This window comes from Aurantiacibacter sediminis (assembly GCF_016019885.1).
Classification (GTDB): domain Bacteria; phylum Pseudomonadota; class Alphaproteobacteria; order Sphingomonadales; family Sphingomonadaceae; genus Alteraurantiacibacter; species Alteraurantiacibacter sediminis.
In genome coordinates, this window is sequence record NZ_JAEANY010000001.1 from 524,516 (window position 1) to 537,244 (window position 12,729).

Here is a 12,729-nt window from a genome sequence, read left to right on the forward strand (position 1 = left end):
ATATCGATCATGACTTTCCGCACCGCCCGACCTCTGACCTCCGCATTGGCGCTCACGCTGGGCGCGCTGGCACTATCCGCCTGCGAAGTGCGCCGCGACGGGGCAGAAGGGGATCCGGCGGCGGAGCCCAGCGCAGAGCCCGATGCGAGCGAGGGCACTGCCGCTGGAACGCCGACACAGACACCTACGCCGACACAAACCGCCTCCATCATTCGCGAAGACCTGGCGACGGAAGCGCCTGAGGTGGCAGAGCCGGCTGAGCCAATCAGCGTCATCATTCCGATGCCAGACGGCGCGGAAGTAAACGCCGCTGCACAGCGCGTTCTGGTGAATGTCCTCTCCAGCGATGCGATGGACGAAAACTGGCCGATCACGTTGAGCGGGCATACCGATTCTTCGGGCAATGATCAGGCGAATCTGCGCGCCTCGCGCGCCCGCGCCGAAGCAGTGGCGGCCTGGCTCGTCGAATATGGCGTAGAGGATGATCGGATTGAAGTGATCGCGTTCGGGGAGCAGAACCCCGTCGCGCCCAACGCGCTGCCGGATGGCACCGAAAATGAGCGGGGCCGCCAGCGCAATCGCCGTGTCGAGCTTCGTATTGCGCCCCCGGCAAGGCCGAATGCCAGCTCCACGCCGCGACCGGCGCGAACGCCTGCCAACTGATTTTGTCGCTTGACGTGAGGCCTGCACAGGTGGCAATCGGCCCTCCGACCTGACCGGTCTTATCGGGCGCGGGTATAGCATAGTGGTAATGCTCCAGCCTTCCAAGCTGGCTAGAGGGGTTCGATTCCCCTTACCCGCTCCAAATTTTCGCTGGAAATTTGGTTGTTGGTCTTTCGCACCGACATCCGTCGGCGCGTCCTCGGAAATTGTTTGCCTCGTGCGGCCACATCCGTGGCCGCGTCCTCGGCGCTGTTCGCTTCGCGGGGACTTCGTTCCCGCTGCGCGGCACCTGCGGGCTTCGCGGTTGCTCGCTGTCGCTGAGCTGCGCTCAGCGATTCTCGCGCTTCAGCCGGGAAGTGTCGCGGAGCACGGGCCATCGGCCCGCAAGCGCGAACGCGCGTCCGCAGCCGCCCCGCAGCGGAGCGGAGGGATTTAGGCGAGGATAGCCTGAGGGAGCGGATGCGACCGCCGGCGCATGAGGCTTAAGAATTTACCGATCATGAAGAGAGAGTTACCCTCAGCCTGCCGCTGCCTTCTACCTCAACGGGCAAAAACAGCCCGGCACCGGTCGCCCGGACACGGCCGTGGCGCACTTCGTCGATCGTGAGATTGAGCGTCACGCCATCTGTCTGCAGCTCGCTTACTGCTTCGCGCGCATCGGCGATGATGCGATCATAGTCGCGGGTAAAGTCGCCCACGAGCGCCGCCTCTATTTTGCTGCGCACCTGTTCATCGGCAAAAAGGGCGATCAGCAAATCCACTGTATTGCGATCGGTATCGCCATGGATGGTGAGATTGCGGATGGAGATGACCGCACTGTTCGCTGCATTGTAAGGCTCACCCGTCAGCCAGATCTGCCCTTGGGCTTCGCCATAGCGCGCGGCCACGCCTTCGCGCGGTGTCACGCTGGCATTGATGCCGACAGCGATCCTGCGATCCTGCGTGGCGTAAATCTCGACATCGCTGAATGCCGCATCAACCACGCCGATCCGCGGCAGGGTGATACCGCCTTCTGCGAATTCGCCCAGCTCGCGCAGCAGCACCGGCTCCAACTGCGCGTAATCGACGATCACGGGTACTGCGACCAGGACGCCATCGCCGGTAAAGTCGCGCGCCATGGCTGGCAGCGGGCCGGGCCGCACTGGATCGGGCCGCTCGCCGATCATGGTCTCGGTGCGCGCTTCCAATGCGATATTTACGCTCAGGGACCGCCCCTGCACATCATAACCGGTCACACCAAGTCGCTGCGGGGTGATGCGCAACCATGCAGGTGGATTCTCAGCGTTGAGCGAAACGGTGGTGAAGCCTTTCTGCCAAGCATCCTCCACAAGGGGCCGTGCAGAGATTCGCGCAAATGTGCGTTCCAACTCGCGCTCGATATCGCGAATGACGGTGTCGAGCTCTTCATCGACCCGCTCAGTAAAATTGATGCGCTGGCCGAGGAAATCGATGCCCGGCTCCTCGCTCCACGAATAATCGAGGTCGAGATCGGCGCGCATGCCCCAATTGTCCGTCATCGAAAGGCGCGCATTGATGATAACATCGGCCGAAGCATCGGCGGTCTCACCGCTGATGATATCGCCGATATCCTCTGCGCGCAGCGTGGCATTGACGGGTACGCGGATGGTCAGCCGGTTGCCGCTGCCTGTCAGGCGGATGCGGCCGCGGTTCGCCTCTCCGATGATCGTACAGGCGATATTGGGAGTGACGTTGAATCCCAGCCCGAGTGGGTTGACGCGGGTGGCGGGAATGCAATCGCTGCGCCGTTCATTCATTCGCCACAGACGGCGCGGAGTGCGGGCTTCGAGCGCGCGTTGCACCTCATCGAGCGAGATTTGCAGCGGCACTTGCATTGTCGATGTCTGATTGCCGAGCACCGGCTGGTCTTCGACACGGGGCGGCGGTTCGACTTCGATATCATTGCTGCACGCCGCAAGCAGCGTGGCTGCGAGCAGAGTCAGGATCGTGCCCCACCGCATGCTCAGGCGACCGCCATATTATCGATCAGCCGCGGCTTGCCGATCCGCGCGGCGACGAAGAGGCGCGCGTTGCCATTGTCCTCATCCAGCAGTGCGACGCTGTCCGCATCGCGCAGCTCGGTATAATCTATGGATGCGAAGCCTGCGCCGAGGAGCTCGTCTTCCAGCATGCCGAGGGTGGGGGTGACTTCCTGCCCGTCGAGAATGCGAGCAATCGCTTCTTTCATTGCGCGCGGCAGAGTGGCGGCTGCTTCGCGCTCTTCGGGCGACAGATACGCATTACGACTGCTCATCGCCAAACCGTCTGCCTCGCGCACCGTGGGCACGCCGTGGATGGCATCGACCTGCGGGAAGGACAGGTCGAGATCGCGTGCCATCCGGCGGATGACCGCGAGTTGCTGCCAGTCCTTCTCGCCGAAAAAGGCCATGTCCGGTCGCACCTGATTGAACAGCTTGCACACCACGGTCGCAACCCCGTCGAAATGTCCGGGACGATCCGCACCGCACAGGCCAGCACTGACGCCGGAAACCGAAATGTTCGTCGAATATCCGTCCGGATACATCGCCTCCACGCCCGGGTGCCACAGTAGCGCGACGCCTTCGCCTTCCAGTTTTGCAGAATCTTCAGCCAGTTGGCGCGGATATGCGTCGAGATCCTCATTCGGGCCGAACTGGCGCGGATTGACGAAGATCGAGGCGACGACGTGATCGGCATGTTTCGCCGCTTCGCGCATCAGGGTCAGGTGGCCATCGTGCAGCGCCCCCATCGTGGGAACCAAGGCCACGCTTCCTGAGCCACGCAATTCATCCACAGCTTCGCGAAGATTAACAATTGTAGTGACGGTTTGCATGGGTGCATGCCTTGGCTGTAGTGTTTGACGCGCACGCTAGACGCGCATCGCCATGAGAGAAAGAGCCGACGTGACTACCCCCCATCGCATTGTCTTTGCCAATGAAAAGGGCGGAACAGGCAAATCGACCACCGCTGTCCATGTGGCCGTGGCGCTCGCCTATCAGGGCGCGAAGGTCGCGGCGCTCGATCTCGATACGCGGCAGGCGACTTTCTTTCGTTATTGCGAGAACCGTGCCGATACGCAAAAGCGCCGCAATACGCAGCTGCCGGGGCCGGTATTCGATCGCTGCCATGGCGACACGATCGAGGCGCTGGAAGAAGAGGCGGCGCGGATCGGCGAGGGCGCGGATTTCATCGTCTTCGACACGCCCGGGCGCGATGATCCCTTTGCTCGCCATGTCGCCGCGAGTGCAGATACGCTGGTTACGCCGATGAATGACAGTTTCGTCGATTTCGACCTGATCGGACAAGTCGATGCCGAGACGTTCAAGGTTCGCAAATTGTCCTTCTATGCCGAGCTGATCTGGGAAGCGCGGATCAAGCGCAGCCGCGCGCAGATCGACCAAAACAAGCGGGAGATGGACTGGGTCGTGGTGCGCAACCGCACCGGCTATGCCGATGCGCGGAACCAGCGGCGTATCGATCAGGCGCTGACCGAGCTGTCCAAGCGAGTCGGTTTCCGCCCGGTGCAGGGCATGAGCGAGCGCGTCATATATCGCGAACTGTTTCCGAGCGGGCTGACCTTGCTAGACAAGGGCCATCTGGGTGAGCTCGGCACCAGCCATCTCGTCGCCCGGCAGGAATTGCGCAATCTTGTGCAGAATTTGCGCTTGCCGATGCCGGGAAAGCCTGAAGCGGGCGAGCCGGTGCGACCCGTTACCAAGCCTGTAAAAGAGCCCGCCTGAGATGATGCGCCTGATCGTCCTTATCGGGGTGGGGCTGCTCGCCTATCGCTGGATCGTCGGGCGATGGCCGTGGCAACCGAAGATTTCGACACGCAATCAGGCGATCTTCCGCGCCCGCCGCCTGCTCGGTATCGAAGCTGGGGCCAATCGCGCCGATATCATGGCCGCGCACAAGCGTCTGATCGCCATGGTCCACCCGGATCGCGGCGGCTCCAACGATCAGGTCCATGAAGCGAATGCCGCGCGGGATTTGCTGCTGGATGAGTTGCCCCACGAAGTGCGCTAAGCTACCGCAGAGCCAACGAAAGGTTCTGCATCCATGTCTCACAATTTCCACCCGACATCGCTGCGCGAATATGACATTCGCGGGATTATCGGCGAAACGCTTGGCCCCGACGATGCGCGCGCAATCGGCCGCGGTTTCGGCACGCTGCTGGTCCGCGACATTGGTGATGCGCGCCGCCCGATGGTGGCTGTGGGCTATGATGGCCGCGTCAGCTCGCCGATCCTCGAACACGCGCTGGTGGAAGGGCTGACATCGAGTGGCTGCGACGTGCGCTGCATCGGCATGGGCGCAACGCCAATGCTCTATTACGCGGAAGCCTCAGCCAAAGAGGCAGACGGCGGCATTCAGATAACTGGCAGCCACAATCCCGCCAATTACAATGGCTTCAAGATGGTATTTCGGGGCCGCCCGTTCTTCGGGACGGACATCCAGCGGCTCGGCGAAATGGCTGCTGCCGGCGATTGGGTCGATGGCGCAGGAAGGGTCGAGAAAGTCGAGATCCTCGATGAGTATGTCGACAATATGCTCGGCGCGCTTGCCGGTATCGACACTGCCGCGCTCGAAGGCCTCACCGTCGCCTGGGACGCGGGCAATGGCGCCGCCGGACCGGCTTTGGAGAAGCTCGCCGCCAAGCTGCCGGGCACGCATCACCTGCTGTTCACTGACGTCGACGGAAACTTTCCCAATCATCATCCTGACCCCACTGTCGAGGCGAACCTTGCGGACCTGAAAGTCGTGGTTGCCGAGAAGTCCTGCGACTTCGGAATTGCCTTTGACGGCGATGGCGACCGGATCGGCGCGATCGACGGCGAAGGCCGCGTTATCTGGGGTGATCAACTACTGATGATTTACGCCGAGGACCTCCTCGGGAAACTACCTAATTCGACCATTATCGCCGATGTGAAGGCCAGCCGCGCGCTGTTCGACCACGTCGAAAAGCACGGCGGCAAGCCACTTATGTGGAAAACCGGCCACTCGTTGATTAAATCCAAAATGAAGGAAACATCTTCTCCGCTGGCAGGCGAGATGAGCGGCCACGTCTTCTTCGCGGACGATTATTACGGTTTCGACGATGCGCTGTATGCCGGCATGCGCCTGCTCGCGGCATCGGCGCGGCTCGGTAAATCGGTGACGCAATTGCGCAGCGAAATGCCCGCGATGCTCAATACGCCGGAAATGCGCTTCCAGGTCGATGAGAGCCGCAAATTCGCCGCGATCGACGAAGTGACTGCGCGGATGACCGGTGACGATGTGCCCGAAGGTGTCGAGGTCAACGCCACCGATGGCGTGCGTGTCACGACCGAAGACGGCTGGTGGTTGCTGCGCGCGTCCAACACTCAGGATGTTCTCGTCGCGCGGGCTGAAAGCGACACCGAAGCCGGGCTTGAGCGGCTGATGGGCCAGATCGACGAACAATTGGCGCTAAGCGGACTCGAACGCGGCGAAAGCGTGGGGCACTAGAGGGCAAGATCATGGCAAATGGACTACTTTCTGCGGGTGCTGCTCTGGCGCTGGCGTGTATCTGCGCGCCTGCTGCCGCGCAGGACGCCATGGAGGATGCCGCTGGAAACGCAGCGGACATGGATTGGGCCGACGCAGACGCCATGGCATTCCCCATGGAAGTGATGACTCCCGAGCAGATGGCGCGTATTCCCTCCGCCACCCGCGTTGTGGAACTTCTGATTGCCGAGAACGGCATGGCCAGTCTCACAGGCGGCGTTTTCGAAAATCTTTTCGGGGAAGTAGATCCCGAGGATTATGGCGAGATCAGCCCCATGAACGCGATTAACGAGGCGCTTTCATTCGGCTACTACAACGAGGAACTGCCACCTTCGAAGGCCGAGCGTGCACTGGCAATCCTGGACCCGCATTGGCGCGCGCGCCAGGAAGCCGAGCGTACGGCTATGGTCAGCTATATGGAGCGGATGCGCGCCGCTACAGAACCGGCCATGCGTCAGGCGATGATAGAAATCTACGCCATGCGTTTTACCGAAGATCAGCTGCGCGAAATCGAAGCCTTCTTTGGTACCGAAGCGGGGCTGGTGTTGGCGCGCGAAGCGATGTCCATGTCTTCCGATCCGCGGGTTTACAATGCCATGATGACATCTCCTTGGTTTGATGAGGAAGAAATGAGTGTGGAGTATGCCGTAATGGAGCGCCTGCGCGCAGAGCTTCCCGCGCGGCCGATCCATGCAGAGCTTTCAGAACGCGACCGAGGTCATCTCGCTGCCTTGCTAGGAGTGAGCGAGGCGCGGCTACAAGACATGATGGAAGCGCGCGAGGCATACGATGCTGCGATAGCCAATGAAGAAGCAACGGGTGAAGCAAGCGAGTAGCCGCGATCGTGAGCGCAGAAGATGCCTCGCAATGGCCTTGGATCGCGCTCGGCATTGCTCCGACAGCTGATCGAGCGGCGATCGAGGCAGCCTATGAGCTGGCGCGCGCGCAGCTTGATGGCAGCGCGTCAATCTCGGCATTCGCCGATCTGACTGCTGCCAAGGGCAAGGCTTTGTTTCTTGCCGCAGAGATGCAGCGCGAAGCTACGCGTGGAGGCGAGCCGCCAGTTCACACGACTGCTCCAGCGCCGGAGCCACCCGCCGAACCCGAACCCGAACCCGAGCCCGAACCCGAACCTGAGCCGGAGCATGAGCCTGAGCCTGAGCCCGAGCCCGAGCTTGAGCCTGGCGCGGATCCTGAGACCCTGTCACCTCTGCAGGAATATCTGAGCGGGGCATCGGCTCGCGGCGCGCCGCTTGAGCGCGAAACCATCCCGGCCCCCAAGCCGACAATCAATCACGCGGAGGAAGCGGAAGTCTACGAGCCGGGTGGACGCTACGCCGATCCGACCGATTATCTCGATCATTTCGATCAGGATGGCGCCTTTCTCATGCATCGCCCGGCAAGCCTGCCATCAGACCAGCCTGGCTATTGGCGTGACGAGGATATCGCGCCTTTTGTCGACACAAGCGAGGGGCAGCAAAGCGGCATCAACGCCACCATTCGCCGCTACTCGCTGAATAAATACGGCGTGTGGTGGCTTGGCGGTTTTTTGCTCCTTCTGTCGATGTGCTCTGGCGGGGGCACAGATGAGGACGAGCCTTTTACGCCGGTAGCGGACGAGCCGCCAATGCAAGTTCTCCCGCCTGCTGCGGAGAGCGACAACGAACAAGCGGCATTCAGGCAGGCAGAGCAGGAGCTGTTCGGCGGGGACGCGACTTTCCAAACCGTGGCCGCTGCCAATCCGGCGCTTGCAAACTGGCTGGCGACGCAATTGCAGGGGCGTGATGGGCAGATCGAAGCGGCCATGAACATGATGCGCGATGAAATGCTCGCCGTGCGCCCGCGTGTCAGCCCAGATCAGGCTGCCGCCATTGCTGAATTGCGCCTCGCCTGGTTGCTGACGGCGGAGCAGGTGGGTGACGAGGCCTGCCGGAACGTTAAGAACGGTAGGTTCCTGCGAGGCGAGCCGATAATGCGGGCAGACTGGGTGCGGTTCGAGCGTAGCCTCTCCGCTGAACTGGCTCTCACCCCGGGCCTCTTCGCCATTCTTCCAGAGGAAGGATTGGTTGCGCCAGGAACAATCCCCGATTGGGCTTTCGAGGCTGCGGCGGAGCGCACCGGGTTGGAACTGCGTTTCATCCGGGCCGCGCATGCGAATGGCCAATCCGAAAACACCTGCCGCACTGCGATCGCTCTGCATGAGGCGATGCTTGAACGCCGCAATGACGTGACGCCAGCGCAGTTTGCCGCGCTGTAGTTGCAGGAAGGGGGTGGAGGCACCATTTCCTACATCGCAATCTTCTGAAACAAGGCACAAATGACCTGCATTCTCTCTTCTCCTCTAACACTTTGTGATCGCGGGAGAATTGCGGGCGATATTTTTCTCTCCTGGACACTGTCACACCTGTCACACCCTGCCGCAACAAGGGTTGCCGAATGAGCGGCGCAGGCGTCCCGCCAGAGATCGAATCGTGGTTCGCCGGGCGGGGCTGGCGCGTGCGGCGACATCAGGCGGAGATGCTGGCGGCCGCTGACAGCGGAAAACACGCGATGCTTGTCGCGGATACGGGTGCGGGCAAGACGCTGGCAGGCTTCCTGCCGACTTTGGCTGACTTCACGCCGTCACGGTTGGATGGCGCCAGGCCGCCGGAAGGGCTGCACACGCTCTATGTGTCGCCGCTTAAAGCCCTGGCGCACGATGTGCAGCGCAACCTGATCACGCCGGTGGAGGAGATGGAGCTGGGGCTGCGCATCGAAACGCGCAGCGGCGATACCTCTTCCGACAAGAAGCGCCGCCAGCGCAGCAAGCCGCCGCATGTGTTGCTGACGACGCCCGAAAGCCTCTCTCTGCTCCTCAGCTACGAAGACAGCTTCGAGCTGTTCAAGGGCCTGAAGCGCGTCGTGGTGGACGAGGTGCATGCCTTTGCGACGCAAAAGCGCGGTGACTTGCTTGCCCTCGCACTCACGCGATTGCAGGCCATCGCGCCCGATATGCAGCGCGCGGCGCTCTCTGCCACGGTCGCCGATCCCGATGCCTTTCGCGACTGGATCGCGCCCGATGGCGATGTCGACAGCGTCGAGCTGGTCGAGGGGGAAAGCGGGGCCGAACCTGAAGTCGAGATCCTGCTGCCCGATGAAGAGCGTGTGCCTTGGGGTGGGCACGCCGCGACATGGTCCATCGCGCAGCTCTACCAGCGCATACGCGACAATCGCACCACGCTGGTCTTCACCAACACTCGCTTCCTGGCCGAGTACATCTTCCAGCATCTGTGGGATGCGAATGAGGACAATCTGCCTATCGGCATCCACCACGGCTCGCTCTCCAAAGAGGCGCGGCGCAAGGTGGAAGCGGCGATGGCGGAGGGGAAGCTGCGGGCGCTGGTGTGCACCGCTTCCCTCGATCTGGGCGTCGATTGGGGCGATATCGACCTAGTCGTCCAAATGGGTGCGCCCAAGGGCTCATCGCGCCTGTTGCAGCGCATCGGGCGCGCGGGTCACAGGCTCGACACGCCAAGCCGCGCGCTACTGGTGCCGGGCAATCGCTTCGAGTTTCTCGAGGCGACCGCCGCGCTCGAAGCGGTGGAGGAGGGTAAGCGCGATGGTGAGGACTTCCGCCCGGGCGGTCTCGACGTGCTCGCCCAGCATGTGATGGGCTGCGCCTGTGCCGGGCCGTTCCACGAGGATGCGCTCCTCGCTGAAGTGACCAGCTGCCTTCCCTACGCCCAGATCGACAAGCCGACTTGGGAGCGCGTGCTGCAATTCGTCGCGACCGGTGGTTACGCGCTGCGGGCTTACGACAAGTTCAAGCGGATCACGCGCGATAAGGACGGCGTATGGCGGCTCACCCATCCCGAACGCGCCTATCAGCACCGCATGAATGCAGGGATCATCATCGATGCCGAAATGTTGGAAGTGCGCTTCCGCAATGGCCGATCGCTCGGCAGGGTGGAGGAACGTTTTGCCGCCTCGCTGCGGACCGGCGACACGTTCCAGTTTGCCGGCGTGAATGTCGAAGTCGAGCAGCTCAAGGATATGGAGCTGATCGTGCGCGCCAGCAAGAAGTCGGCGATGATCCCCAGCTATGGCGGCCTGCGCCTGCCGCTGACCACTCATCTGGCGGACCGGGTGCGCGGACTGCTGACCGATCGCGCGGGCTGGGCGCGCTTTCCCGATGATGTGCGAGAATGGCTGGAAGTGCAGGATTGGCGCAGCCAGCTGCCGGGGCCCGACAATCTACTAGTCGAAAGCTTCCCGCATGGGGGTAAGCATTACACGGTCTACTACACCTTTACCGGCTGGAACGCGAACCAGTCGCTCGGCATGCTTATCACTTCGCGCATGGAGGCGCTGGGGATGATGCCGGGCGGGTTCGTGGCGAATGACTACTCGCTGGCAGTCTGGAGCCTGAAGCCGGTGGAGGATCCGCGCCCTCTGCTCTCGCCCGACATCCTGACTGACGAGTTCATCGACTGGGTGCAGGACAGCCACCTCCTGCGCCGCGCCTTCCGCGAGGTTGCGGTTATCGGCGGATTGGTGGAGCGCCAGCATCCCGGCAAGAAGAAGAGCGGACGGCAGGTCACATTCAGCACCGATCTCATCTACGACGTGCTGCGCAAGTACGAGCCCGACCATGTGCTGATCGAGGCCGCGTGGGCCGACGCGCGCGAAAAGATGACCGATATCGGTCGGCTTGGAGACCTGCTCGATACGGCAGCCGAGCGGCTGGAATTCGTGGAGCTCGACCGCGTCAGCCCGCTCGCCGTGCCGGTGATGGTGATGATCGGCCGCGAAGCCGTGCCGCAAGGCGGTGCGGATGACGAGCTGCTGCTGGAGGCGGAAACGCTTGCCGGCGCGGCGATGCGAGTTGAGGGGCTGCCGGAGGGGCTGGGAGATTAGCGGTCGTACTGAGACTCGATAAGGTCATCTGGACAATAGGTCATTGTCGGTATTGGTGGCATGACGATCCGCTCGACTGGATCTAAGTTGGTTTCGGGCAGCAAATATAGTCGATCTTCGCCGCCGTCGCTGAACGTCTCACGGGCCTCCTGCCTGGCGAAACAGAACTTCGTGATGCCTGCCTTTTCGATAACGGCCAGCACCAAAGCTGCTTCGCCGTAGGCCGCATCGGGGTGCGGATCGAATATGACCAGTGGCTCGATGGGCTCGCCCATGCCTTCCTGAAGAGCATCATAGAGGCTCCATTGATCCATCGTCTGGCCATCGAGGGTGACGCGCCCGTCTGCGCTGATGCCGACACGCTTGGCCACTTCGCCCGGTAAGCGTTCAAACTCGAATGGCATAGTAGTGGGGAGATCGAAGGTGATCGCGTGGGTTCTAAGCGACGCATCTATCCACACGACCATGCCGACAAAAAGAGCGGTCAGCCCCGCCACCACATCATAGCGAGGCTGTCTAAGCGGCTCGCCATGGTCGTGGGGCAGGTGAAGCCAGCGCTTGCGCCGGAGCCTACTCGGCATCGAAGGTGCGGTATTGGTGCGCTCCGGCGAAGGCGAAGTTGCTGATATTGGCATCGTCCACCAGATTGATCACCTGCACGCTGTCATTATAGCTGGCATTGGCCTCAGGCTCGAAGCGGATGACAGGAGCATCCTCGGCAGTCGCTGCGAGGGCGAGGCGCGCTTCGAGGGTGGGGCGATCTACCGGCTCACCATCCCACAGGACTGCGCCGCCTTCGGTCACTACCAATGCGATCTGCTGGCTCTCTGGCCCGACTTCGCGGCCATTGGGTAGGTCGATCTCGATCGAATTGGTGGCGATGGGGATGGAGAGGATGAGCATGACGAGGAGGACCAGCAGGACATCAATCAGGGGCGTGATATTGAGCTCGCTCATCGGCTGGGCGTGGGTTGCGTAACGGCGTTCCAATAGCCTCGACTTGATTGCCATAATCATTCTCCTCTTCGCTTGAAGAGGTAACATAACATCACATTGATCACGCCAAGTCAAAGATCGGGCCGTTTAACGGTCGTGAAAACCTGCGCGATCGTGAAATGCTGGTGAGAACGGACCGACCGAGAGCGGACACAAAAAAGGGCGACCGAAGCCGCCCTTTCGTGTTTCTTTGGTCTTCCGTCTATTCGGCAGAGAATTGGCGATACCGCTCATTTCCGACGAAGCCGAACTTGGTGACGCCTGACGATTTGATGATCGACAGCACCTCTGCCGCAAGCTCATAGCTGGCGAGGGGCTCGGGTTCGAACTGCAGTTCCGGCTCCACCGCGAAGCCGAGCGACTCTTGCAGATTGCCAACGAGCTCGCCCTGGCTGATCGGCTGCGCGTTCCAGAGGATCTGGCCGTCCTGCGTCAGAACGATTTTATTCTTGATCGGTTCGACATCAGGCGTGTCCGGATTGTTCACCGGAGAAGGCAGGTCGATATTAACGGCGTGCGTCGCCACGGGGATGGTGATGATGAACATGATGAGGAGAACGAGCAGGACGTCGATCAACGGCGTCATGTTCATTTCCATCATCGGTGAGCCATCATCACTGCCACCTGACATTGCCATGATTGCGTACTCCT

General features: G+C 61.7%; 12 protein-coding genes and 1 tRNA gene. 8 read left to right on the forward strand and 5 right to left on the reverse strand.

Going from position 1 to position 12,729, the window contains the following annotated elements:
- Positions 1-9 precede the first annotated feature (9 nt).
- Positions 10-663, forward strand: coding sequence for an OmpA family protein (locus I5L03_RS02735; protein ID WP_197920154.1), 654 nt, complete (start codon positions 10-12; stop codon positions 661-663).
- Between the two features lie 68 nt (positions 664-731).
- Positions 732-805: transfer RNA gene (locus tag I5L03_RS02740), tRNA-Gly, on the forward strand.
- A 355-nt stretch (positions 806-1,160) separates the two neighbouring features.
- On the opposite strand, the gene I5L03_RS02745 is transcribed toward I5L03_RS02740, so the two are convergent.
- Together I5L03_RS02745 and panC are read right to left on the reverse strand one after the other, a co-directional pair.
- A complete protein-coding gene (locus I5L03_RS02745; RefSeq protein ID WP_197920155.1) occupies positions 1,161-2,642 on the reverse strand; it encodes a DUF4403 family protein in 1,482 nt (493 codons plus the stop codon).
- 2 nt (positions 2,643-2,644) lie between these two features.
- Positions 2,645-3,493, reverse strand: coding sequence for a pantoate--beta-alanine ligase (gene panC, locus I5L03_RS02750; protein ID WP_197920156.1), 849 nt, complete (start codon positions 3,491-3,493; stop codon positions 2,645-2,647).
- Positions 3,494-3,563: 70 nt separating this feature from the next.
- Here panC and I5L03_RS02755 point away from each other — a divergent pair, with 70 nt between their 5' ends.
- From I5L03_RS02755 to I5L03_RS02780, 6 genes are all read left to right on the forward strand, one after another.
- Positions 3,564-4,400 (forward strand): division plane positioning ATPase MipZ, encoded by an 837-nt coding sequence (locus tag I5L03_RS02755; protein WP_325100052.1) that lies wholly within the window; start codon positions 3,564-3,566, stop codon positions 4,398-4,400.
- A gap of 1 nt (position 4,401) precedes the next feature.
- Positions 4,402-4,686, forward strand: a complete 285-nt coding sequence (locus I5L03_RS02760; RefSeq protein ID WP_197920158.1) for a J domain-containing protein — start codon at positions 4,402-4,404, stop codon at positions 4,684-4,686.
- Positions 4,687-4,719: 33 nt separating this feature from the next.
- Entirely contained in the window at positions 4,720-6,147 is a 1,428-nt protein-coding gene (pgmG, locus tag I5L03_RS02765) for a phosphoglucomutase/phosphomannomutase PgmG (protein ID WP_197920159.1), read from the forward strand.
- Between the two features lie 11 nt (positions 6,148-6,158).
- A complete protein-coding gene (locus I5L03_RS02770; protein WP_197920160.1) occupies positions 6,159-7,022 on the forward strand; it encodes a DUF2059 domain-containing protein in 864 nt (287 codons plus the stop codon).
- Positions 7,023-7,030: 8 nt separating this feature from the next.
- The gene (locus tag I5L03_RS02775) at positions 7,031-8,443 is read left to right on the forward strand and encodes a hypothetical protein (protein WP_197920161.1); all 1,413 of its coding nucleotides are present in this window, start codon (positions 7,031-7,033) and stop codon (positions 8,441-8,443) included.
- Positions 8,444-8,622: 179 nt separating this feature from the next.
- The gene (locus tag I5L03_RS02780; protein ID WP_197920162.1) at positions 8,623-11,082 is read left to right on the forward strand and encodes a ligase-associated DNA damage response DEXH box helicase; all 2,460 of its coding nucleotides are present in this window, start codon (positions 8,623-8,625) and stop codon (positions 11,080-11,082) included.
- Here I5L03_RS02780 and I5L03_RS02785 read toward each other — a convergent pair.
- The 3 genes from I5L03_RS02785 to I5L03_RS02795 all read right to left on the reverse strand — a co-directional run bounded on the left by I5L03_RS02785 (position 11,079) and on the right by I5L03_RS02795 (position 12,715).
- Positions 11,079-11,663, reverse strand: coding sequence for an ExbD/TolR family protein (locus I5L03_RS02785; protein WP_197920163.1), 585 nt, complete (start codon positions 11,661-11,663; stop codon positions 11,079-11,081). The two genes, I5L03_RS02780 and I5L03_RS02785, sit on opposite strands and share 4 nt — an antisense overlap.
- Complete coding sequence (locus I5L03_RS02790; protein ID WP_197920164.1) at positions 11,653-12,093, reverse strand: ExbD/TolR family protein; 441 nt, start codon at positions 12,091-12,093, stop codon at positions 11,653-11,655. Before I5L03_RS02790 ends, I5L03_RS02785 begins: the two co-directional genes overlap by 11 nt.
- 187 nt (positions 12,094-12,280) lie before the next feature.
- Positions 12,281-12,715 carry an ExbD/TolR family protein gene (locus tag I5L03_RS02795; protein ID WP_197920165.1) on the reverse strand — a complete coding sequence of 145 codons (435 nt, stop codon included), beginning with the start codon at positions 12,713-12,715 and terminating at the stop codon, positions 12,281-12,283.
- Between the last annotated feature and the right edge of the window lie 14 nt (positions 12,716-12,729).

Bases quoted from the DNA above. Each gene is read 5' to 3' on its own strand.
- I5L03_RS02735 (WP_197920154.1), top strand. From the start codon at position 10: ATGACTTTCCGCACCGCCCGACCTCTGACCTCCGCATTGGCGCTCACG.
- I5L03_RS02745 (WP_197920155.1), bottom strand. From the start codon at position 2,642: ATGCGGTGGGGCACGATCCTGACTCTGCTCGCAGCCACGCTGCTTGCG.
- panC (WP_197920156.1), bottom strand. From the start codon at position 3,493: ATGCAAACCGTCACTACAATTGTTAATCTTCGCGAAGCTGTGGATGAA.
- I5L03_RS02760 (WP_197920158.1), top strand. From the start codon at position 4,402: ATGATGCGCCTGATCGTCCTTATCGGGGTGGGGCTGCTCGCCTATCGC.
- pgmG (WP_197920159.1), top strand. From the start codon at position 4,720: ATGTCTCACAATTTCCACCCGACATCGCTGCGCGAATATGACATTCGC.
- I5L03_RS02770 (WP_197920160.1), top strand. From the start codon at position 6,159: ATGGCAAATGGACTACTTTCTGCGGGTGCTGCTCTGGCGCTGGCGTGT.
- I5L03_RS02780 (WP_197920162.1), top strand. From the start codon at position 8,623: ATGAGCGGCGCAGGCGTCCCGCCAGAGATCGAATCGTGGTTCGCCGGG.
- I5L03_RS02785 (WP_197920163.1), bottom strand. From the start codon at position 11,663: ATGCCGAGTAGGCTCCGGCGCAAGCGCTGGCTTCACCTGCCCCACGAC.
- I5L03_RS02790 (WP_197920164.1), bottom strand. From the start codon at position 12,093: ATGGCAATCAAGTCGAGGCTATTGGAACGCCGTTACGCAACCCACGCC.
- I5L03_RS02795 (WP_197920165.1), bottom strand. From the start codon at position 12,715: ATGGCAATGTCAGGTGGCAGTGATGATGGCTCACCGATGATGGAAATG.